A 24,788-nucleotide genomic window follows, 5' to 3' on the forward strand; every position below is an offset into this window, starting at 1 on the left:
AATCGAAAAATACAAAAATAATGCTTTTAAACAAAACGGGAATAATTAACCTAAATGTTTAAACAAAACGGAAGCGCCAAGCGCTTCCGTTTTTCTATACTGCTAAGTGTAGCAGCTGTGTTGCTATTGTAAAGTATGCAAGAAGTGATACTGCATCCACGATGGTTGTGATCATAGGTGACGCCATAACCGCAGGGTCGAATCCGAGCTTGTCTGCACACATCGGCAAGAGACATCCGATACTCTTGGCAATTATTACTACAAGGAAAAGTGTAAGGCATACAACTGCTGCCACAGACAGTTGCAACCGGTCTATAACAAGGAGCTTTACAAAGTTCGCAAGAGAAAGTGTAAGTCCGCAAAGGACTGCAACTCTTACTTCCTTCCACCAAACCTTGAAAATCTCAGAAAATTCTATCTCCCCAAGGGAAATACCACGAATAATAGATACGCTGGCCTGAGAACCGGCATTTCCTCCGGTATCCATAAGCATAGGAATGTAAGCAGTAAGGACCACATATGCAGATAATGCATCTTCAAATCTTGTAATTATGGCGCCTGTAAATGTAGCACTTATCATGAGAAAAAGCAGCCAGGGCATTCTATTTTTATATGTATCCAGAATACCAATTCTTGAATAGGGCTTATCGGAAGGGATGATAGCTGCCATCTTCTCGATATCCTCGGTAGCCTCTTCTTCGATGATATCTACAACGTCATCGATGGTGATGATACCGATCATTCGATTCTCATTGTCGACTACAGGCATGGCCGTGAAGTCGTACTTCTGGAACATGTGGGCCGTTTCTTCCTGGTCAGTCATGGTGTTGATACTGATGACATTGGTGTTCATGATATCACCAATCTTCTCATTGTCATCCTTAATAAGGAGATACCTCAGTGCCACAGTTCCAACCAGTATTCTCTGGTTTGTTACTACATAACAGATATTGACTGTCTCTGAGTCAAGTCCTATCTTCTTAATTCGCTCAATAGCCTGACCAACTGTCATATACTCCTTGAGGTCTACATACTCCACTGTCATCAGGGAACCTGCGGAATCCTCAGGATATCTCAAAAGATGATTGATATCAGCTCTCGTATCAGGGCGGGCATTGGCAAGAATCTTTTTAACAACGCTTGCCGGCATCTCCTCCAAAAGGTCAGTAGCATCATCGGCCATCAGGTTATCGATGATGTTGCCAGCTTCTTTATCTGACAGAGACTGAATAATATACTGCTGATCCTCAATTTCGAGGTCGGCAAAAACATCCGCAGCCATATCCTTAGGCAGGATGCGGAACATTTTTAATGAATCTTCATTTTCCATGTCATCCATGATCGCAGCGATATCCGCAGTATTCATATCCGCAAAGGTCTGGCGGAGCTTTGTATACTGCTTGCTCTCAAGGAGTTCACGAATTACTTCCATGATTGTGTTTTCTTCCATGGATTTAATCTCCTTTCGGTGTGGTTTTTTCTTAAGTTCGTACTTCGAGGCACAGGGCTATCGCTACATATATGATTATCCTGCTTCATAAAACCACCACCTTTCTTCCGGAGATTTCCCACCAAATAATGGGATATGGAATAAGAATACGCAAAATCCAAAGTGAAATTTCGACACGGAAATTCCAGAAACTTTCTGCGTACAATTCAGTTTAACACCATTCTCTGATTTTTGCCATAGTTAATGGGGAGCCAATTTGGCTCCCCATCCTTCCGCTCTCACTTATTGTGATCACAGCAAATATTAACTTTAATTTTTCCAAGCTTCTATCGACGTTTTTGACTCCGTTGATAATTCAACTACACCGTACTCTGATCCGTCATCCTTATCGTAGATCTTAAGCTCGTAATATCCACCGGAAGGTGACTTTTCATGTATGTAGAAGGTTCCATATGGCATCTCTCCCACATAATATGCACCGGCTGATCCTGATGTACAATTCTCTTCAAACAGAGATCCGTCAGCATTATGAATATCAAATACAACGCCAGGTATTGGCTTGTTCTTGTCTTTAACCTCTTTTCTTAAGATAACTCTTCTTGTCTTATCGGACGTATTTACGAGAAGAACCATCTTGGATGCTACAGCATTTTCTCCTTCACCTACAATGATCAGCTCTGTGAAATCAAGTTCCGGAAGAGTCATGAATTTTCCTTCCGTCTCCGTCGTCTTAACAATCTGATCCTTCTTTATTCTTGTCACTTTGGTGGAAGGATTCTCTGTACCATATACTTCCCAGATATCTTCCCATTTATCTCCGGCTTCTGCCTCAAGTTCAAAGGAGCCGCTGCCATCAGCAAGAATCTCGCTGATAGTATAATGTCCTTTCGCAAGTCCCTTTATCACTACTCCGCTGTTCTGAATATCCTGAGCTCTAATGGTATTTCCATTAGTACCTTCTGTACCCAGATCTCCGATGCTCTTGACAGTTATATCAATCGTGCCGGGAAGTGTCTCACCTGTCTGATCATTCACAGATATAGGCGTAGCAGTTATGGTTGCAGCACCTGTTCCTTCAACCTCATAAACTGTTTCCATAATTGCAAGGGAGCTGATTCTGATCTTGAAATCCTTGCTTGATCCTGACCAATTCTTCAGAACCTTGGCTATATTAAGATGGAATCCCTTCTCCTTATAAATTGCATATATGGTAGGTGCTTCACCAATGAAATTGCTCCAGGTGACGTTATCCTTACTCCATTGTAGCTGATTATCCAAAAGCCTCAGATACAAAGGTGCATAATTAGGTCCCGTTCCCGACTCCACATAACCATCCAGATCAGTGATCTTGGTGAGATCCGAGGTCTTACCTATACCAACCATCGAGTATGTCAGATACAGCTTGTTGGTGTCATCATCCATCAGCGGAAGCATATTGAAGTACTCTGACGAGGTCTGGCTTATGGTAAACAGATCACTGGTTACCGGAAGAAGCTGCTCCTGAGCAAACAATCCTCCGTTCGAATACTTATTTAGTCCGCTTGTTATAGTCTGTTCGCTTCCGTTGTAAGTGATATTATCAACTACATTCGTTCCATCCAGTGATCCCTTAACTCTTGTTAGAACGCCGCCTTCACTTTCCTTTACATATACAACCTTAGGCAATCTGTAATATACATAATACAATCTGTATAGAGGATGCACGTCTGTATCCTGGAAATCTTCATCTACCTTAAAATCCTTATTCTGGTTGAAGTACAGATCATATAAATTATCTTTATTCTCAACTAGCTTACCATAGGTTATTTTTTCGAGGGAGGTAATTCCGTCAAGGGTACTGCGCGGCCACTTTAATTCTACCTTCTTATCGGCATCCTCGCAGCCATATGCAACACCCGCAAAACCGTATCCATCATAACCTGTCTTAAGGATACCTGAAGTATCCACAGTCGCAATCGGAGGCAGATCATGCAAAATACCTTCATCGTCGAGGTCAAATACCTTTGTATGATCACCGGTAGGATAGTTGATTTCCACATCAAAGCTGTTATTTACGGTAGTATCTTCACCATCGGTACGCATGGTTTCGTCTCGCTGGAAAATCACAGTATTTCCCTGCTCATCAGCATCAACAACCGCTACATGTATCTCGACCTTGATTTTTTTCCTGATGTTGGTAAATGTAACATTAGGATTGCTAAGTGTACCATTTGCACTGCCTGCAGGGTCATTCGGGTCAGTTGAATATTTATATGTTCTTTCGTTGATCTCGATTCCCACAGCCGTACCAGTATTGCCATCAACTGCCTCATTATCAACATCAAAATCTGTTTTTTTAGTCTGGGTTATTGTGATGGTCTGTGTGATTGTAGTTATAGTACGTGTTGAATACTCTGTCCGAGTCTCCGTGTTGCCATTATTTGACGTGGATGTCGTAGTATTTGTCACTGTTCTTTCCTCATTACCAGGAGCATAAAACAGTGAAATTGCTTCCTTCTCCCCATTCTTCAACTGTATAGGCCCATCAGGGGGTTCTGGGTATTCTTTTTCCTTTGAGGTAGTCGTTGTAGTTGCCACTCCAACATTCTGGTAGCCTGAATAATCGCTCCAATCGCTCCATCTACCACCCGTCCAAATACTCCTAGTCCTAGTCTGGGTTCTGGTCTGCTGCTGAGTTACAATGGTCTTATTCTCAACAATAGTTATGTTATAGGTAAAATACTCCTCCATATCGCTCTGTGTTCCAACGGTTTTTTCCTTCAGAGTCAGAACATATGGTATTGTTTCGAAGTAGACTACATAAAGCTTCATTTCATATCCAACATTTGTCCAGGTATTTCCATCCGTTGAATATCTGAATCCATTCCAACTATTCTTAGTCGTGAGGATTGGTCGGTTGGCATTGGTGCCTGAAGCCTCAGTTATCTGCTTAAGATCAGCATCAGATGTTGCATTGACACTTCCTATCGCATATGCATAATATCCATAATTAGTCGTTGTCTGATAAGACAGTGGAGCTGTAATATTTCCATTAACGCTGTAATTACCGACTTCTGCGGTTAATGGAGCATTCTGATTAACCGCGACAGAACTGAGCGATCTGTCCGTATTCATCCACACATATCCTATATCGACAATCTTAGGATTCTTGAAGTATACAAAGTATATTTCATCATCACTGTCCAGTTCTCCTGTTAATCCATTCTGATATGCAACATATACGCATCCAGCATTTATGTTATACCAGACTTTCGTTATGGCCTTGTCTTCTGAACAGTTAGCAACACTATTACTTACGCATGTAAATGCAAACTCATAGTCACTGCTTACGCCCGTTACATATGGAGATACATCTGTTGCCGTGGCAAGCATTACCTCTTCATTGCTGACATCAACAACTGTATTTCTTCCATTTACAAGCCAATCCTCATCCTTTCTGACAAAGGTAGGTTCTGATGTATCTACTGCATGTGCAGGTATGGATTTTACATTATCCCAGTGAGCATACAAAATTACGTCTCCATCTGTAAGAGGAGCATTGAAATTATACTGTGTGGGATGTTCAGTGTATCTCTCCCTGGACCAGTAATAGAACATCTTAGTGGGATCCGGAGATTCCGGGATACATGAAGGCACAGGAACCAAATTATTTACATAGACATATGTATAGTATCTGTCCAAATCACTATCATAAGTAAATATTCTATTTCCCTGTGTATCGGTATCGTTCCAGCTTCCTCCCCATCCTGCTTCAGGCCAGTTTTTATCGAAGTATACCTTTACTCTCCATTCAGCATAAAGAGTAACAGGATCTTCTGTATCAACGTAGTAATCACCATTCAGATCAAAATGATCACCTGAGCGATCCGGTGCAGTATTCCATCCCATAAGCTCTGCAGATCCAAGTGAGAAACCTGTTCCATCAGACAGACGAATCGCACTGTTATTAACAAGCTGTCCGATAGTTGCTGTTTTAGCATTTTCATCCACAGTTGTGGAGGGAGTTGGAGCATTTTCTTCCGTAGGTGAACCAAAATCTATAATGCTTTCATCTATAATTCCGCAATTTGCATCATAAATAATCTTGGCTGTAGGTATCCTCGTATATACAGCGTCAAGATAAATTACATCTTTTCCACCGACTGAAACAGTATATTTAGCCTTCATGATAAATGATTCGCCAGGATGGTAAACTTTACCTGAGTCATCTCCCCTTATCTTCCAGCCAACGAAATTATACCCTTCAGGAGCCTTTGCTGTTCTTGTTACAACAACATCTGCATTATCAGAGTAATCATCACCGTCAAGTTCAGCAAATACTGTCTCATTACTATCGCCACCATCTATTGTTCCAGTTAGGGTAACACCATCTTGCTCAACTACCGGATTGTACTGAACATTGTATGTTCCTATTCTCTTCCAGTGAAGTACAAGCTTTAAGTTATGCGTTATTGGGCTGTTAAAGTTATACAGGGTTTCATTTCCCTGATCATCTACCTCATACCAGCCGGCATATCTGTAAGCATTCTGAACATACTTATATCTTGTGAAATCCTTCACACCGTCAAGGCTGGTTGTATAATTCGCCCGTCTGTTCAATCCTTCTTCTTGCGATGTCCACTCATCTCCCAGATTATAATAAGCTCTGTCTCTCTTTACATAATAACTTGTACCGGAAGAAGACTCTACATAATCCCTGGTTACATCGGTATACTCCTGTACAAGATCTCCATTATACTTTTCCCAGAACCATGTTGCCTCTTCAGAGCTTAACTGTCCGTAATTGGGGTCAATCTGTATGAGATAATATTCTTCTTCCCATCCGGCATAGACCTTGATATTCTCTGTGGGCATAGTATCATATAGGACCTTACTTTCAGTATAGTTCCTGTATTCGTCATTATTTTCAAAGAACACTCGCGTACTACAAGCTTTGTCTGCAAACCAGCCCCGGAATGTGCAGCCTTCTCTCGGTACAAAGGTATTTCCTGTCAGTATTTCTACCGGAGAGGGATCATCAGGAACATACCCCTTCGTTTCGTAACCATATTTAATGCCTATTGAACCAAGCTGTGCTCCATTAACATATGCATAGCTATTCGTATATGAATCATAGAAATCTATTGTGTACTCATTACGTAAATAATAGAAATACAATATATTATTCCAGCTATTGTTCCACTGCGCACCTTGAGTACCACCATTTCTAATTGTGGTTGTTACATCAGTTCCGTTCTGAGTACCTATCTTATATCTTGTATATCCTTCAAGTTCCCAGAAGTCTACATCATAAATTACTCTATTAAAATCATTTGTAAGATCTGTATATAAAGTAAACTGTCTGCCATCAAAGGTACGAATATTGGTATCCCCGGGAAGTGATTCTACATAATAATAGAAATATCGTGTAGTATTCCTCGTTATAGTATGGTAAAACGCTATGTCTTCATCCGGCATGATCGCTATTCTTGTAAGTCGCCCTGAAAATGAAGAAGAATTAATAGGTTCCCATGAAGTATTATTAGAACTTCCAGTTATAGGATAATTGATTCCATTACTTCCTCTAAACGACCAAATATTATTAATATCTGATCCATACAATCGTCTGACTGTATGGACAATTGGACTGTTTGCATTACTACTACTAGATGTGCTGTTATTTGCCCTGAATGTAAAGGTATGCACATTTCTGTCATAATAAACATTCAGAACAGTTGAACCATTACTATTAACCACCTTATTATCATCACATCGATCAAAATGGAATCCTTTATAATCTCCTGTTGAAAGGTTCTTATACTGCGCATCAACACCCACTGTTACACCTGAATTTTCATATTTTGTTATACTCTCGGCATAATCATATGTCTTTGCATCATCAGCAAGGTCAGGCGCATCTGTTGCTTTCTGTCTCCAGAAAACAAGTGAATACTGTACCCTCGCCTCAGCCCAGTCTGCAGTCAACTTCGTGCTACCGGAAAGCACAAGCTTTCCACCGCTTACTAGCACAGTATCGCCAGAAGCTCCATCAAGAAGTACACCATTTTCATCTGAAATTCGACTACCACTTGTTACTTTTCCATCAGCATCTGTTGTAGCATCCGCATACCATCCCGCAAAGGTATAACCGCTTCGAACAGGCACAGTAAGTGATGTGGGGCCCTCTCCGCTATAGTAATATTTAGCAGGTACATAAGTTGCTCCGGATCCTGACGGTCCTGCATTATAGCTCAGCCAGAATATAGACTGGAATATCGGATACAGTTCCGTTTTATCTGTGATGCTAATAGAATCAGTATCAATTTTGGACACAAGCTGTCCCTTATCATCAGTAGGCGACCCGGGAATTGTTATCGGAGTATACGACCATCCATAGAATGCATAACTAGGCGCACTGTTCTCGCTGCCCTGAGTATCATCATCATAGGCAACTGTTACATCACTTATTTGAATTGTGGCAACACCGTTAGTCTTTTCCCCTCTTCTAGTCTGTGCAACAGGGAACGACTGACTTGCTCCGTTATATTGATCGTGGAAAATCACATATGCATAGTCAGCAAATTTTGCAAACACATATATTGTCTCAGTCTGAGTTACTTCAGGAATATCATCGAAGTCAAATTCCGTGGTTGAAAGAGATGACGGTGTAAAATATGTTGTCTCTCCGATAGTTTCAGTAGTAACACCTGTTCCTTCAAACCACCCCGAGAACGTTGAAGTATCACTTCCTTGGAGTGATGGAAGTCTCGGAACTACCAATTGTTCTGTATTATTCTTCAGCTTCTGAGTAAATGTTGTGCTTCCTGCATCTGTATAAATAGAGTATTCTATATATCTTGTATCTGTACTGCTTACATATGTAAAGAATCTGTATGTACGTAAAAATGTGCTGTCAGTATATACAAATACTGAGAATCCATCTGTCTCAAAATCAATAGATCCATCATTTACTTCAAAATCCATGATGTTAGCATCTTCCGCATCATCAGGAATATGCACAACACAAAGATCCGCATCTTCTCTAAGCTCTGTGTCCAGAAGCTCCATGCTGACCCTGACACCTTCACCGGGCTGATACTCTTCTCCTGTGTCCGGATTTATCAGCTTGATGTCGAAAGGACGCGCAAATAGAAAGCTCTCAACTTCCTTTTCCTGAAGGTCAGCGCTTATCTGAACATAATCATCGTAATTATCATCGCCTTCAATAATCTCATCAACTGAAAGCTCAGCATCTCCGGGTATACCTGCTCTTCCATCGTAGGTAACGGTCACCTTAAATCTGCTGCCATCACTACACTCTACTACCTTCTCCTTTACTGTGTGAGCTACAAGGTATACTGAAAATCCTGAGGTATTAAAGTTAATTGCTCCATCTTCAAGTGTAAATCCTACTGCCTCTGCCTCATCACCAAAGTGAGCAACAGAAATCATGCTGTCTTCATCATCCTCAGACAGATCATCCTGAAGCAGCCTTATTGATATATTCACATCCTTAGTAGGCTGATATTTATCTCCTGTCTCCTGATCTACAAAGGATATGTCAAAGGCACGTGCGTATGTTAAAAGTCTGTCACCAATTCCAAGGCACTCTTTTCCTTCTTCAACATACTGATCGTATCCATCCCCGCCTTTTTCGATTTCTTCTACTACAAGCTCAGCACCAGCAGGAATACCTGAAGCATTATCATAAGTTGCAACAATCTCATAAACATTGTCATCAGATGCTGTTACTACCTTTTCTTTAATAGGCTGAACAAAGACATAAACTGAAAAGCCGTCTGTTTCAAAGCTTACAGAATCCGCAGCCTCAATTACGGCAGTATTCTCTTCTGATTCCTGAGGCGCTTCTTCCTCTTCGTTCACCTTAACCTCAGTATTCAATACCTGCGCTTCATTGCTCTCTTCATTAAAGTGAACAGCCAATATCTCGTCATCTGAGAATACTTCGTTATTCTCATACAGCTGCTGCGTATTAACCTCAACATTTACAGAGGCTTTAGGCTGTATCTCTTCTCCGTCCTTGATTATCTTTATATCAAGAACCTTAACGCTTGCAACTTCCTCGCCTCCTATTTCAAGGGCATCTGTCGCACCATTAACGTACTCATCATATTTATCATCATCAGGAGTAAGCTCAACAACCTGTACCTCTGCCCCCTCAGGGATTTCAGCATCTTCGCCATAAATGAGCTTAACGAGTTCCTCAGGAGAGTAAAGTTCTCCCGCAGAAATCTCTACCTCATCTTCTTCCTCTTCTTTCTCTTTTGATTCTTCTTCATCTAATTCTTTGTCTTTTTCTTCCTCATCCGCCTTTTCAGGCTGTACCTGCGTTGCATCATCAGTTACAGCATCCTGTTCACCGGGAGTTTCCCCAGGTGTAGTTTCTGCTGATGCATCATCCGTTGAAGATGCACCATCTGCAACAGATGTGTCATCCGATGAAGCTGCATCGTTTGATGAGGCTTCGTCGCTTGATGAAGCTGCTTCTTCAGAAGTTGTTTCTGTTGATGCATCATTATTCTCATCATTTGTGTTTTCAGAGGATGCTTCTCCCTCCGGTGATGTGGCCGCACTATCCGGGGATTCTGATGTCTCTTCCCCCTGAACCTCAGCATCAGGCGTCTCCTGTGGCTGCTCAGCAGCCTCCTCCTGACTCTCTTCCTGAACTTCCGGCGCAGTCTCTTCCTGAACTTCGGATACAGCCTCTTCCTGTGTTTCTGCAGCTATCTCTTCCGTATCTTCAGAAGGAGCTTCTCCCAATGCTTCCGGTTCAACCTCTTCCAAATCTTCAAAAAAAGCTTCGCCCAAAGATTCCGGCTCAATCTCTTCAGGTTCTTCAAAAACAACTTCTTCTATTTCAGGTTCCTGAGCACTGACATTAGCAGGTACTTCCCCTACTCCTTCCTGAGCTTCTCCGCCCATAGCCATAGCATTTATCACGAAGAAGTTATTACTGTTTCTATTTTTAATGGATGCAGAACCGGAACCATCAGCGTTATAAATAATGTGCTCAGGTACAGGCCAATCGCCGTAATGAGACTTTGTAAAATAGTACTCATCAGTGGCTGAACCTGTTCCCGCAAGATCATTATTTGTTTTCATTCCATAGGTTGTATACAAATGGTCATATGGAGCGGCTACTCTATCAGATACACCGGCCATATCCGCTGAATCAGTCATGAACATGTTATATTTGACGATTCCATCTATTCCGTTCTCCTCGTCAACGTCCACGGCAGTTGCTCCGGAAGTTTCCTCTGTAGCACCGCCTAAACCATACAAATATACAAATTCGTCATTTGTAGTATCATAGGATTCATTTATAAGGCTTATGTAATAACAACCGGACATACTTGATGCTGATCCGGCAATAGCTCCTGGATTTGCGCCCATAAGAACGCGTCCAACTGCATAGCAGTTACCAATACTTCCTGAGGATGTTCCAACAAGACCGCCTGTAGAAGATGACCCTGCGGCAGAGCAGGTAGAATAACTGCTGTCAATACTTCCTGAAGATACGCCAACAAGACCTCCGGCATTTGTCCCCTGTACATTAATTCTGCCAAGGCCTGCGACTTCATCACTATATATACCGGCTTTTCCATCTTTAGTTATTGTATGTCCACCGGAATAACTCTTTGAAACAGTTGCCGCATTTGTTCCAATGAGGCCGCCGGCATTTCCGGTAGTAGACCTTACATAAAGAGCCGCACCGCAGCCATCGACAGATCCACCTGTCATATCGCCGATAAGTCCTCCGGCACTCTGAGCAGCCGTTATCTCAAAAGTCGAATCATCAAAATCTATGGTCGTAGCAGCCCCGCTACCAACATCCGGTGTAACAGCGCCGTTATATGCAAGGACATTCTTAATAGTACCTATGCCTTTACCAAGAAGTGCTCCCGCATCTCCATTCGTTGAAGAAACACAGATATTCTTTATTACCACGCCATCGATAGTGCAGTTTTCTGCTTCACCAATAACACCACCTGTGCTTGCAAGTCCATTCACTGCCTTAGCAATAGCGTCATCTACTTTGTTATATACAAATACATTTTTAACTGCCGAAGTACCTGTAAGCTTACTTGCCAGCATGCCGGTAGGTACTGCCTCAGTGTTAGTTAAGTCAAAGCTTCTTAAGACCAGATTTGCAATAGTAATGTCTGACTGCGCACCAAACAATCCTACGTTTTTATCTGTGCCAACAATAGGATAGGTAGTATTTGCAGTATCAATTTTGATGTTCTCTATAACGTGATATTTATTCGTAGAATTAGGATCATTATAAGCAGCTTCCGGATCCGTGGCTGTTACGTCGGCAGCGGAAGTAAGAACAACCGGTGCGAGTTGCTCAATTATAGGCGTTGCCGATGTAATATCAAGCTCAGTGCCCATGCCTGTGAATGTTGCAAGCTGATCATTTGATATAGGTGTGAAATTTCTCACCTCACCCTTATAGAGATTAAGATCCTCAGACCAGTCAATATCTTCAACAAGGACGGCTGCGATTTTCCCACCGCTTGTAGGAGCCTGATCAGCTGCGGATGCAACCACTTCCGAATACTCATAATCAAGATTCTGAAGATGTCTGGGATAGACAATCTCAGCAACACTCATGTTACTTAGATAATCGAAGTCACCAAATAAGCTGTTTTCAATATTTGAAACAGCACTTGCACTTCTTGCATTTAATCCCACTTCACTTGAAGTATTATTACTTAATTGATAAGGTTCCCATACTTTAAAGGTTAAGCTTATATCTTCACCGGGGATAATGCTTCCTGTACTATTTGGAGTAGCTAAAAGGTCGCTCAGATGATAATTTTTATCAAGCGAATCTAACTTGATATAACCTATAAGACCATATGTATCACTGGAATTAGTCACATCTCCAAGATAGCTCGGATCAAGTGTTCCACTTGTTGTAATAAATCTTTGGCCGGAACCCTGTGCAGTTCCCTCCATATCAAGATAATTGTTTTCAGGCGCACCCTGATAATTCTGCCAGACTATCTGACGTGAAGAGATATCGATTTCCGCATATTCTTCACTGCTGCCGTTTGCTGTTACAGGGCCTCTTACTGTAAGTTTGAAGTTGAGATTTGTTAACAGATTCTTAGTTTCTTTATCAACAGTGATTTTTACTATTCCTAAAAGATCACGTCCGTTAACAATCCATGCACCTGCAGAAATCCCTGCGTCAACCTTCGCGCCAACTGCAGGATTCTCACCCTCTGCATAGTAACCAACATAGCCATTATATGCACCAATTCTGTCCTGAGCCGAGCCACGCAAAGCTGCATCTCTATCCTGCTTAGTAAGCCCAGCAAGGGTTGATATCCCTGCCTTTGACGGATCATCGCAGAGTATTACCGCATAAACATCCAAACTTATAGGATCGTATTCTATGATAAATGAAGCTCCGCCGACTTCAGTAAGGCTCTTATCCTTGAATACAATACTGTTTGTATCATTTGATGTAACGTATGCCAGTTTACGATCATTATCACCATAGTCAAACTTGTTAGAGGTATTATATAGCTCATCTACAACGAAAAGAGTCACCGTCTTTCCATTTTGGGTAATCTGTTTCTCAACCTTTTCCTGTGTTGCAAACAGTTCCATCATTCTGCTTTGGGCAGCATAATAGACAGACTCCGCTCTTTTATCAAGGTGAGCCTGCCTGTTATTCCTGATCAACCTGGTACCCGAAATTATCCCTACAGCAAGCAGAATTATTACTATAGCAATCGCTATCAGAACTTCCGCAAGTGTAAAACCAGCCTTTGCTCTATTTTGAGTATTTTTAGAATTCGCCTTGGTGTTAACTGTTCTCATACCCCACATCTCCCAGTCTGTATTTTTTAAACTAGTTAGATCAATTTATTTGAACTTCACCCGGTACTATAATTTCAGATTTCCCTTTAGTTAATGATTTTCCCTTTTTATCAAACACCTCTATATTTAATTCAAATTTCCAATATGGATTAGCTTTCGTTGGCGTATCTATTGCCTCAAATGTGGTCTCTATCTCCAGTTTTTCGGCAAAGTCGTGAGCGTTCTCGCCATTCATGCCAACTATTGGGTAATATTTCTTATCTGTGTACTTAACATTTTGAAGATATAGTGAATCACCATCCACTATCTTGCAGCGACCACCAATCAGTCCGCTTCCATCAAAAAAAGTTATTTCATCTCCAACCTTCTCGATTTCACTGGCTGTTGTCATCTCCGATCTAACAAAACCAGAAAGCGTAGGCATTATCATCTGAGCATTTGCATGGTTGGTATAGTTTAGATAATGTGCTGCTGCAAGCCTCAACGACTCTGCTATAAGCTGAGAGGCAAGAAGCAATATCAGAATGGCAAAAAGCATTTCCGCAAACGAAAACCCTTTACTGCCGGATCGCCTCATTTTTCTATGAATTTGCCTTATTAGTTTTTTTATAGTACTCATACCAAAAGCAAACCTAGTTTCCTATAGTAAAACCATTAACAACAACCTCTATTTCACTTCCCGTACTCGGGGTCGGATTATCGTAATATATTGATTTTTTCCTGGCTGCTATATCTGCATCGGTAGCAGCAGCCATTGCCTGTGGCAGCATCAAAAGTGCAAGGGCTGCTATCAAAAGCGCTATAAGAGTCTCTGCAAGAGACTCTCCGGCACGACTCTTAAGTTTTACTTTTGATTTATCAAGCATTTCCCTTAACCTTCTCCAAAGCTTATGAACTCGCTTTCTTTCCGGTAACATACATTCCGATTTTCGACCAGGAAATATACGTCACTTCCTTTTGTTCAAATGTTCCAGTAGCAACTGCGGCATTAACTTCAGGTTTGATTTTTTTTCCAATTTTATCTTCCAGCACAGTTTGCGACGATCCCGGTATTGTCAGCGTAAGGGGATAATCTTCTTTACCACCATCTATCCAGACATCCACATTTATTGTGAAATCCGACTGCATTGTTATTTTCCCTTTAAGTGTTCCGTCTAATCCGTCTAAACCTTCGCTTTCAAAAGTAATAGTCCTACTTGTTTCGTCATTGCTTGATGCTACTGTCTCAGCCATTTCTTTTATTTTCAGGCCAAAGGTTTCCTCCATACCCTTTACGGTATTATTATCATCATTTGCACTGACTCCTTCTTCATATCTGTAGATTGAGTCATCCTTAATGCAATCAGTGATAAGCTTCATTGCCTGCGTGGTCGCTTTAAACGCTATATCTCCCTTTCTCTCGGCAATTGTTCTTTTCGCATTTAAAATTGCTGAATTTACAATAGCAAGCGCCACAAAGGAGCAGATAATAAATATCACCAGAGCTACCACCATTGATGCTCCGCGGGTATTTAGTTTTTTTCTGACTAATTTGGTCGTTTTCTTTAAAGGAGTCATTTTTATTCCTTAAGAGAATCCTCCGGAAGCTCTTTATCGGGAATGCCATCGTGCATGGTTTCATAGAATGCTCCCGTGAGCTTAACCGTTACTTCATCATCGGTTAAATTTTCCCCGAGCACAAACGGTGTTACTACCATATCCTCAATGAGGCATCTGATTTCACACCCTTCCAGCTCCTCTATGATTTTTTCCGCTGCAGCAAAACTTTTCACTGTATAGTTCATTTCCCATTGTCTTCTAATCAGATCCCCCTCTCTAGTTATATCGGTAAATCTGACCGAATAATCCATAGTTTTATCAAGTGTTGCATGCAAAAAATCCAGCTCCTGTTTTCCGGCATTATAGCTGGGCAGATAGCTTAGCGATGCCTTTTTATTGGCATCTATGTCCTCCGACATGGCCTGCATACTGTTTATCTTGTTCTCAGTTGCAGCAAGCTCCGTGGTAAGGGCATTTTGCTCCTTCTTCGCCGCTGCTATCCCCTGCTCAATAGGAGTTGACACAAACAGATAGTAGCCTGCACCGATAATAATTATCAGCAGTAGAACAAGAAGAATTTTTTCAGTTTTAGTAAAAGCTCTGTTTAGTATGTTCACGTTATTCCTCCTTTGTGGAAGACCTCGTAATTAAATATACCTTTATTTCAGCATTTACCCCCGACTCAACTTCCTCCGTTTTTGTATCATCCTCAATGGTTTGGGCTGATGCAACAGAACAGCTCTCGACTATCTCCTGCTCCTTGAGAAGTGTTGTAAGCTTACTTACTTCCTCCAAAGTGTCAGCCTTTAGATCTATGGTCATGACACCCTTCACAAGATTCATGTAGGTAACCTTCATCCTCTGTTTTCCTATAAGGTCAACAAGCTTTGCAGCATCGAGCCTGCTTATTCTCCCTATTTCCTCTTCATTCATGGTATCCCACGTGTAGTGATAATACTCATTTTTAAGATCACCTGCCCCCTCAATACTTGCACTTATGGAATCAACCTGCTCCTGAAGCTTCTGAGCCTTACTTCTTTCGTTTACCAGGACTCGCACTCTATCCCATAGTGTGAATTTACCTATAATGCCAAGAGCAGCAATTACTGCAACTGCGACCCATACAGCGATCCAGATATTTGTCTTCTTTTTCTTTCCGGCCGCTGCAAGATTACTGTTGGTATCAACACCTACTGCGTCGCTAAGCAGTATTCCAACAGAACCATAGGTAACATTTATTTCCTTCTGCTGACTGTACTTAGGAAACAGCTCGTCCATAGTCAGCACATTTTTATCAACACGTTCCTTTAACATCTCAACAAGAGGTTCTGTCATGGCACCTGTTCCGCAGAGAACCACGTCATTAAGACGAGATGTCATATCTGAAAATTCATAGAAATTCAGACCTTTTAATACCTCTATGGAAATGTCTTTATATGCATTAATTGCAACAGGTAGTTTGTCACAATCGTTATATTTGTTTCTAAGGTAAGTAATCGCAAGATGAACGTCGACATTCATTTCATCTGCCAGAGCCTGAATAATGTGATCCTCACCGATGTCTATCATGTGTGAGAGCTTGAATTCACCGTTTTTAAACACCATCATTCTGGTGCCACGGCGACCAATATCCATGAAGCATCTCTCTTTTTTTACTTCCTCCTCATCGCCAAGAGCTCCTATGAGAATTTCATAAACCGAAGTTTCAGGAAGAGTTCTTACCAGCTTTAATCCTGCCATCTTAAGCATATCGCGCAGGTCATTTATCAACACAAGCGGAACTGCATATGCCAAAAGTTCTACCGTTGTGGCTTCCTCTTCATTATCGTTTGATCTTTTTACATAATCGAATACATATTGGTTTAATTCGCCCTGAATAAAGTCCTTGAACTCGAATGGGATATTATCTCTAAGCTGCTCTTCTTCAAGCTTGGGCATGGAAACCTTTCGCACAAAAATATCGCTGTCAGGAATTACATATGCAGCTTTTTTGCACTTTAATCCCTTATCCTTCATCTGTTCCTTCAGGAATTCAGCAAAAAGGTTATAGGAGAGGATTTTATTACCCTCTACTATATTGTCGGGTATTTCCTCCCAATAGGATTTACGTACAACACCGCCCCTCATCAAGGTCATTGCCAGTCTTCCATGTGAAACACTTATTCCCAATATGCCCTGATTTTTAGCCATCAGTTCTCCCCTCTCACAGCAGCCCCACATACCAGGCTGTTATGGAATCACCAACTATAAGTACTAGATACGCCGACATTGCAATCGCGGGACCAAATGGAAATTCCTTTGTTGCATTCGGATTTATTCTCTTTCTTATAAATGCAAATATCAGTCCTAAAATACAGGACAAAAATATCAGTTCATAGGTGCCTGCTACTCCAAGGTATAATCCAAGAAGTGCTAAAAGCTTTATATCTCCGCCTCCAAGACTCTCTTTCTTTAATAGCTTATCCATTACAAGGCTAAGAATCAGCATCACCGCTAATACTCCCACCCCGGTAAGGCATCTGCTGACAAAATATCTAAGACCATATCTGCCAAGAATAATTTCCAATATTGAAAAAACTATCCAGCTTACAAGAGCTGTTATCAGCAGCTTATCCGGAATCTCGAAGGATTCCAGATCAACCAGTGCGATTGCGAAAAGACAGCCTGTAAGAATCCAGTTTTTATAAAACACTATAAAGTCGGATCCTGTATGCAGAAACAAAACAAGTGACATTAGCATAAAACTAAGCTCTGCGATAGGATATCTTGCTGATATTTTCTTTCCACAGTATCTGCATTTCCCTCCGCTTATCGCATAGCTAAATACCGGTATAAGATCAATGGCAGAAAGCTCATGGCCACATTCCATACAGTGGCTTCTTCCCTTTACAAAATCCTCTTTTCTCACAATGCGCATAGCCATACAGTTTAAGAAAGATCCAAAAACGAGTCCGAATAGAGCTATGCATATGCTGTAATATATGTTCTCTGCCACATCACATTCCCTGATACATCGTAAACATTGCCATGTAGATTGCTATTACTATAAAGCCTGCAACTATTGCTATAAAAATCAGAAGAGCCGGTTCTAGCATTGCTATTGCTCTTGTGATTGCCTGCTCAAGTTCATTGTCGTAATACTGTGCTACAACATCCATGGTGTGCTTAAGCTCACCGGTTTCTTCTCCGACGCCCACCATATCAGTAAGGATATCGGGCATAACTCCTGTCTCACGCATGGAGTCCACCACGGTTTTTCCTTCTTCTATCTTCCCGACCATTCCGGCAAGTTCTTCCTTGTACACTTCATTAGTCATAACCCTTGAGGTTATATTCACTGATTTTGTAACAGGAAGTCCTGAACCTATCATTGTAGCCATGGTATTTGCAAAAAGGCTTGCCGCATTAAGTTCAGCTATATTTCCAAGCACAGGGAGCCTTAGCTGAATCTCCGCCAGCTTTCTCGCTCCTTTTGGGGTCCTCTTATACAAAAGATAAGCGACCATTATAACTGCGATTATGAATACTAACACCAGAATATAGTGACTGAAGAAATTGGATATTCCTATGAGCATCCTTGTCATAAGCGGAAGCTCGCCTCCGATTTCCTCAAATATTGCCGTGAAAGTAGGCACTACCTTCACCATAAGTATCATTACAACTACTACAGCCACAGCCAATACGAACAGGGGATACGACATGGCACTTCTAACCTTGGCTCCCATCTTGGTCTGCTTATCAAAATGCTTGTAAATGGATTCAAAGGAACCTGCCAGGTCACCTGCCTCTTCACCTGCTCTCAAGGTCTCGCAGAAGGTTGGCGGAAGAAGACCTGCTCCGTGTTCATTAAAGGATGCCGATAAAGCTCTTCCTGCTTCTACATCCTCAAATACCTTGCCAAGCATCTTCTTAAGAGCCTTATTGGTAGTCTTATCCCTTATCAGCTTTACGGCTCTGGCAATGGGAATACCTGCAGAAAGAATGGTTGCAAACTGACTGCACATGATGGTAAAGCCCTTTGAGTCAAGCTTCTTGCCTCCGATATCTGCTCCAAGAAACTCCGGAAGATCGATGCTTTTTCCCTGTATTTCCTTAACCGAAAGGACTACATGATACTGTTGTCTGATTTTAGTTGTGGCTTCGAGCTTGTCGATTGCCTCCAGCATTCCTTCAATCTTCTCGCCCGAATACGTCAGTGCCGTATATTTGTAGCTGTTCATATACCCCTCACTTCTCAGCTCCGCTGACACCTTTTCTCAATGCAAAAAGCTTAAACCCGTTAGTTCATATTTCTTGATACGAAGTCCTTATTAACTGCATAGTGAAGTGCGTTTTCTCTTGTGATCAAGCCCCTTCTCACAAGCATAACTATTGACTGATCCATCGTCTGACCGCCAAGCTCTGCACTTGTTGCCACTGCGTTCGCGATCTGCGGTGTATTTCCTGTCCTTATAAGATTTCTGATTGCATCCGTTACTATCATGTATTCAGATGCCAGAGCTCTGCCTCCGCCCTTCTTCTGAATAAGCTGCTGTGTGAGAACTGCCTGCAGTACCATTGAAAGCTGCAGTCTTATCTGCTGCTGCGCCGCCTCAGGAAATACCTGTACCATACGGTCTATGGAATCAGCAGCACTTCCGGTGTGCAAGGTTCCGAAGACAAGATGTCCTGTCTCTGCTGCCGTTATTGCCGTCTCGATGGTATCCCTGTCACGCATTTCACCTATGAGGATTACGTTAGGGTCTTCTCGAAGAGATGCCCTTAATCCCATCGCAAAGCTCTTAGTATCCTTACCTACTTCTCTTTGATTAATTGCGCATAAATCCGGCTTATACATATACTCAACCGGATCCTCAAGCGTTACTATGTGGCGCTTATAATTGTGATTGATATTATCCAAAATGGCCGCCAGGGTCGTTGACTTACCAGAACCTGTCTCACCTGTTACAAGCACTATTCCCTTATGAAGTTTCGGAAGCTCCTGAACCGCAATGGGAAGTCCCAAGGTAGAAAGCTCAGGAATATGCTCTGACAAAATTCTAAGAGCCAGCGACGGCACTCCCTGCTGTTTAAACAGATGAATACGGCATCTGTTATCAGCAAAGGTATCCGCTGCGTCAAGCTCACCTGTAGTCATAAGTTCATCAAAGGCTTCCTCTGTTCCCGCAAGCTTTCTTGCAAGCTCGAGACACTCTTCCTGTGTGACAGGAGTCTCATCCATATTTTCAAGATCTCCGCCTCTTCTGTACTTTGGTGGAAGTCCGCATATTATATGAATATCAGATGCTCCATCTGCCTTAGCTCTTGCTACCAGTTCATCAATTGTCATCATGGCCTATTCCTCATAAGCGTGGTCTAGTACGCTTCAATTGCATTTGCTGTTTTCTTAGTCGCTCTCGTTTGTTACCCTCAGTACTTCGTAGGTTGTTGTTATGCCTTCAAGCACAAGCTTTATTCCCGCTTCCTTTAGTGACAAGAAGCCTGCACTCTCTTTTTTCAGTTCCTTTTCAATAGCTGTCCTTCCTGCTCTCTGATATATAAGTTCCCTTACCTCAGGCGTAACCATCATGATTTCAAAGACACCTATACGTCCTGAATACCCTGTATTGAAGCAGTGCTGGCATCCTCTTCCAAATCTGAATCTTGTACCGGGTTCGATCTTAATTCCAAGCTTTTCAATTTCATCTCTCTGTGGCTCATATTCCTCAGCACAATAAGGACATACGCGTCTTACCAGTCTCTGTGATATAACGCCTCTAAGGGTCGCTGATATCAGATATGGCTCGATACCGATGTCCATAAGTCTGTCTATTGCACCAACCGCGTCATTGGTGTGGATGGTACTCATTACAAAACGTCCTGTAAGAGCAGCTCGAAGAGCTATCTCAGCAGTCTCACCGTCACGAATCTCACCTATAGATACGATATCCGGGTCCTGACGAAGTATTGCCCTTAGTCCGTTTGCAAAGGTCATATTTGTCTTGGTGTTAACCTGCACCTGATTTAATCCTTCAAGGTTATACTCGATAGGATCCTCCAAGGTTACCAGATTGACATCCCTGGTATTCAGCTCGTTAAGCATGGCATACATGGTGGTGGTCTTACCTGATCCGGTAGGTCCTACCAGCAGCATTACGCCATTTTTGTAATGGATAAGCTTTTCATACTTCTCCATATCCTCCGGGCTAAGTCCCAGCATTTCTCTATCAATTTCTGTGTTGGATTTATCAAGAAGACGGCATACGATTTTTTCGCCCCAGGCAATAGGAAGTGTGGAAACACGCATGTCGATGCTTTTGCCAAGAACACTTACAGCAAATCTGCCGTCCTGTGGAATTCTTTTTTCTGCAACGTCCATTCCGGACATGGTTTTAATACGGGCGATAGCTGCAACAGTTACGTCCTTCGGTACTTTTAGAATATCTCTGAGCACACCGTCAATACGCATGCGAACATCCATATCATGCTCTCTTGGTTCAAAATGGATATCTGATGCATGCTCGGAAACAGCACGCTCAATAATCGAGTTAACAAGACGGATGGTGGGCGCACCTTCCCCATCTCCGGTGATAGAATTAGAAGTTATTACAAAGTCAAAGTTTGACAGCGACGGTTCATTATCTTCACCACCCTGCGTGCCAAGCTCTTTTTTATAGTCTGCAATAGCCTGTCTGGCATTTTCATTACCATACAGGGTATTAATAGCTCTCTCAACTGATGCATTAGTCGCAATAAGAGGTACGATCTTAAGATTGGCAACCTTGCGCACCTCATCAAGAGCGTAGTAATTCAAGGGGTCATCCATTGCCACATACAAAGTGTCCCCTTGCTTTTGAACCGGAACAAGGTGATTCTGCTTTGCAGTATTTCTCTGCACAAGCTTTGCCATTTCCTGAGGAATGCTCACCTTTCCCAGATCTATGTAGTCAACCTCCAGCTGCACAGCCAGTGTCTGCGCAATATCCTCCGGAGTGACTATTTTGTTGTTGATCAAAACTTCACCGAGCTTTTCACGGGTCTGCTTCTGCATATCCAAAGCAAACTGAAGCTCTTTTTCAGTAATTAGGCCTCGCTCAATAAGCAGGTCACCTATCCTCTTCTTTGGCATATTTCCCCCTCTTGAAATATACAAACTAAGTAATTACGGTGCCACCCATTTAGAAGAGATACTATGGTCTTCTCCAAATGAAATTAACAGATATTTTCCCCGATGCTCTTTTGAGTTTCCATAGGGTTTAACTGTCTGCTTAGCCATTGCTGGTTCTATGAACTTTTTAGTTTCGATATCAAATACCGCCACAGTGTCGGTCAGGGAGTCATCCTGCATGTAATTGACAAGCGCCTCCCGTTCTGCAGAAGTTACTATTGTATTGTCCATATCTCTGAAAGTATTTTCTGCATTACTACGAATAATCCTTATAGCAATTATTGTAACAAGCACAACTGCAATTAGTGCAAACAGCACCACTGTTCGGGCTATTCCTTTGCTATCTCTTATCTTATCCATAGGCATTATCCTGTAGACGATAAAAATGAATACTATTCCGTTTATATTATATCACTTTTTTCAGCATTACATCAATGTTGTCCTATCTGCCGCTCTCATCTATTTGAACTCAAACCAGGCAGAATCGATCTCATCAAACAAATTAGCATACTGAATATACTGATATTTTTTAATTAGTGGATCATCCATAACTTCAGCAACGCCGGTATAAATGTTTCCATCCTTATCCATCACTCCCTGGGAGGAAATGATAGGATATTTTTCATGTAATTCTTTAAGCATCTGTATGTATGGTGGAAGCCGGAAATTACCCTGTTCCAGTATCAGCCATGGTAGATAATTTGCACTTATCTGTACATCGCTCTGTTCCTCCGTATCATAATTGGTCCAAATAAAGAATTTGGATTTATACAGGTCAAGCTGTGATTCCAAATCGGTATAAATCTCATTAATCGCGGCTCCGGGAAGTCCCGGCTGATGATCTCCGAAAAAGACAATCATCGTAGGTTCATCGCTATCCTGATATTTCTCCACCAGCTGTTTTACTGCATCATCAGACGCTTTGATAAGAGATAAATACACCTGAGTATCTACGTAAAGATTGTTTCCGTTTTCTTCTACGGTTCCTGCTTTTTCAACGTCAAGCCAGCGCTCATATCCTGAATGATTCTGCATTGTTACGTCGAACAGAAATCTTGGACTTTCTTTGATTTTTTCGTCGACAGCCTCAATATATCGATAATCAGTAACATCTGCCGGCTGATTATGAAGATATGTGATCTCGCCAAAGGATTCAAAATCCGAAATACTATGAAACCGGTCAAATCCAAAATACTGATACACTGTATTTCTGTTCCAGTTTTGAGGCACATTGGGATGAAATGCCTCGGTGTCATATCCAATATCCCTTAAATATGACGCAAGAGAAAACATCTTATCCGTGACATTCTCAGTATATGGATATGCCCCCGCTCCAAGAAAAGCAAGTGTATTTCCTGTAAGAGCTTCGAACTCAGTATTGCATGTTCCGCCGCCAAATACCCCTACAGAAAGCTCTCCCTTGATTGTGTTTTCATCCAGACTGTCTATAAACGGCATAACATCTATGCTATCATCCATCCCAACTATGCGAAGATCCGAAAAAGCTTCATTCATAACCATTATGATATTTGTTGGGTGGATAGCCGTATCATCTTTGCCTGGATTGCTCTCATATTCGGAAAGATATTTATTCAGAAGCTCTGATGAGTAGCCATCCGGCTTCTTTACATGTGCATTGATAGCACTTTTCAGATATGTAGTCACCATACCTTCCGCATGAAAGCTCTTAAGTAAAACCACATCCCACGCAAAAGATGAAAGAGATTTAAAGGTCTGTGTATTTATTCCTACAACCATTAGTAATGCAGCGGTTCCGATAGTCAAACAGCGCTTGATAATACCCCTTTTTACGGTATCCTTCTCTGCTTCTTTTTTATTTTCCTTCCAGATAAGGATCAGTAATACCGCATAAACTACCACTACCGCGATACCAAGAAGCATCTGCCAGCTTGGAACAAATGTGTAGCCGCCCATGACTTCTTTTGCCGTGCCTATGGCCTTTAAATCCGCCGGCATAATCGGCTTATTTCTCAAAGTGATCACAAAATAATTTGCTATATACCAGATGGTTGTAAAAGCCATCGTGAATATTGTTCCTAGAAATGGTAGCGTAATACCATTTAAAACCAGACTAAATGCGAATAGAAAAAGCCAGTTTAACAAAAAATTGTTATACGTAACATAAGGAAGACTTCCGCAAAAAAAGCATCCGGCCAGTAATGTCACCGCAATACATGTAGCGTGCATCACAAAAATCTGAAGCCACTTTATCCGTTCAAAAATGTACGTGAACACTATTGAAAAGATTAGTGAGATCAGGATTATACCCGCAAAATATACAATCCGGAACCAAACCGGTATAAAAGGAAGAGAAAACTTTATAGTTGCTCCAACATCAGAATCTTTGACATCAATGTGCAAAACCCCATTTTGCGAGGCCATTTTTGAAAAGGTACCTTCAACTGTCTCACCACTATTAAGGATATCCGTTGGCCTAAAATGTCCTAAATGTATTCCCTTGCAATATGAATCAATTCCCGTTATCTCAAATTCAGAAACATCCGAAATAATGAGTTCTATTGGATTGACATCATAATGGTAGCCCTTGATTGTTGCCTTTTTTAGTTCGCTCCCAAAATAAAATCCCACAGTATAAAATGCGGCCATACCTACAGTAGGGCAAACATAAGTCTGACAAATTCCTTCACCCTTAACATTATCCGTATGAAGGACAATATCGTAGTGTAGCGGAAAGTACCCAAAAAACAGAAGAACGAATACCAGCGGTAAAGCCATAAAAAAACTTAGTAATCTTCGCCTGATAACACCAGTCATCTCATACGCCTCCCCCAA

General features: G+C 41.7%; 13 protein-coding genes. All 13 read right to left on the reverse strand.

Translation table 11 applies throughout. The features are described 5' to 3' along the window. Positions 1-94: 94 nt before the first annotated feature. The 13 genes from mgtE to G586_RS0100290 all read right to left on the reverse strand — a co-directional run bounded on the left by mgtE (position 95) and on the right by G586_RS0100290 (position 24,731). Entirely contained in the window at positions 95-1,450 is a 1,356-nt protein-coding gene (mgtE, locus tag G586_RS0100230; RefSeq protein ID WP_026526063.1) for a magnesium transporter, read from the reverse strand. A gap of 309 nt (positions 1,451-1,759) precedes the next feature. Further along, the gene (locus tag G586_RS0100235; protein WP_026526064.1) at positions 1,760-13,288 is read right to left on the reverse strand and encodes an InlB B-repeat-containing protein; all 11,529 of its coding nucleotides are present in this window, start codon (positions 13,286-13,288) and stop codon (positions 1,760-1,762) included. Positions 13,289-13,328: 40 nt separating this feature from the next. Further along, the gene (locus tag G586_RS0100240; RefSeq protein ID WP_155833989.1) at positions 13,329-13,907 is read right to left on the reverse strand and encodes a hypothetical protein; all 579 of its coding nucleotides are present in this window, start codon (positions 13,905-13,907) and stop codon (positions 13,329-13,331) included. 13 nt (positions 13,908-13,920) lie between these two features. Further along, the gene (locus tag G586_RS0100245) at positions 13,921-14,154 is read right to left on the reverse strand and encodes a hypothetical protein (RefSeq protein WP_026526066.1); all 234 of its coding nucleotides are present in this window, start codon (positions 14,152-14,154) and stop codon (positions 13,921-13,923) included. 22 nt (positions 14,155-14,176) lie between these two features. Continuing rightward, complete coding sequence (locus G586_RS0100250) at positions 14,177-14,845, reverse strand: hypothetical protein (RefSeq protein ID WP_026526067.1); 669 nt, start codon at positions 14,843-14,845, stop codon at positions 14,177-14,179. Positions 14,846-14,847: 2 nt separating this feature from the next. After that, on the reverse strand, positions 14,848-15,444 hold the full coding sequence (locus tag G586_RS0100255; protein WP_026526068.1) for a hypothetical protein: 597 nt from the start codon (positions 15,442-15,444) through the stop codon (positions 14,848-14,850). 1 nt (position 15,445) lies between these two features. After that, positions 15,446-17,017, reverse strand: a complete 1,572-nt coding sequence (gene pilM, locus G586_RS0100260; protein WP_026526069.1) for a pilus assembly protein PilM — start codon at positions 17,015-17,017, stop codon at positions 15,446-15,448. A gap of 13 nt (positions 17,018-17,030) precedes the next feature. Next, positions 17,031-17,822, reverse strand: coding sequence for a prepilin peptidase (locus G586_RS0100265; protein ID WP_026526070.1), 792 nt, complete (start codon positions 17,820-17,822; stop codon positions 17,031-17,033). A 1-nt stretch (position 17,823) separates the two neighbouring features. Beyond that, the gene (locus tag G586_RS0100270; RefSeq protein ID WP_026526071.1) at positions 17,824-19,047 is read right to left on the reverse strand and encodes a type II secretion system F family protein; all 1,224 of its coding nucleotides are present in this window, start codon (positions 19,045-19,047) and stop codon (positions 17,824-17,826) included. 59 nt (positions 19,048-19,106) lie between these two features. Continuing rightward, entirely contained in the window at positions 19,107-20,159 is a 1,053-nt protein-coding gene (locus tag G586_RS0100275) for a type IV pilus twitching motility protein PilT (RefSeq protein ID WP_242831943.1), read from the reverse strand. Between the two features lie 54 nt (positions 20,160-20,213). Continuing rightward, positions 20,214-21,935 (reverse strand): GspE/PulE family protein, encoded by a 1,722-nt coding sequence (locus G586_RS0100280; protein WP_026526073.1) that lies wholly within the window; start codon positions 21,933-21,935, stop codon positions 20,214-20,216. Positions 21,936-21,968: 33 nt separating this feature from the next. Next, a complete protein-coding gene (locus G586_RS0100285; protein ID WP_026526074.1) occupies positions 21,969-22,334 on the reverse strand; it encodes a hypothetical protein in 366 nt (121 codons plus the stop codon). 99 nt (positions 22,335-22,433) lie between these two features. After that, entirely contained in the window at positions 22,434-24,731 is a 2,298-nt protein-coding gene (locus tag G586_RS0100290) for an LTA synthase family protein (protein ID WP_196811519.1), read from the reverse strand. Between the last annotated feature and the right edge of the window lie 57 nt (positions 24,732-24,788).

Source organism: Butyrivibrio sp. VCD2006, assembly GCF_000423925.1.
Taxonomy (GTDB): Bacteria; Bacillota; Clostridia; order Lachnospirales; family Lachnospiraceae; genus Butyrivibrio.

Coding starts and splice junctions, on each gene's coding strand:
- mgtE (WP_026526063.1), bottom strand. CDS start 1,450: ATGGAAGAAAACACAATCATGGAAGTAATTCGTGAACTCCTTGAGAGC.
- G586_RS0100235 (WP_026526064.1), bottom strand. CDS start 13,288: ATGAGAACAGTTAACACCAAGGCGAATTCTAAAAATACTCAAAATAGA.
- G586_RS0100240 (WP_155833989.1), bottom strand. CDS start 13,907: ATGAGTACTATAAAAAAACTAATAAGGCAAATTCATAGAAAAATGAGG.
- G586_RS0100245 (WP_026526066.1), bottom strand. CDS start 14,154: ATGCTTGATAAATCAAAAGTAAAACTTAAGAGTCGTGCCGGAGAGTCT.
- G586_RS0100250 (WP_026526067.1), bottom strand. CDS start 14,845: ATGACTCCTTTAAAGAAAACGACCAAATTAGTCAGAAAAAAACTAAAT.
- pilM (WP_026526069.1), bottom strand. CDS start 17,017: ATGGCTAAAAATCAGGGCATATTGGGAATAAGTGTTTCACATGGAAGA.
- G586_RS0100270 (WP_026526071.1), bottom strand. CDS start 19,047: ATGAACAGCTACAAATATACGGCACTGACGTATTCGGGCGAGAAGATT.
- G586_RS0100275 (WP_242831943.1), bottom strand. CDS start 20,159: ATGATGACAATTGATGAACTGGTAGCAAGAGCTAAGGCAGATGGAGCA.
- G586_RS0100280 (WP_026526073.1), bottom strand. CDS start 21,935: ATGCCAAAGAAGAGGATAGGTGACCTGCTTATTGAGCGAGGCCTAATT.
- G586_RS0100285 (WP_026526074.1), bottom strand. CDS start 22,334: ATGGATAAGATAAGAGATAGCAAAGGAATAGCCCGAACAGTGGTGCTG.
- G586_RS0100290 (WP_196811519.1), bottom strand. CDS start 24,731: ATGGCTTTACCGCTGGTATTCGTTCTTCTGTTTTTTGGGTACTTTCCG.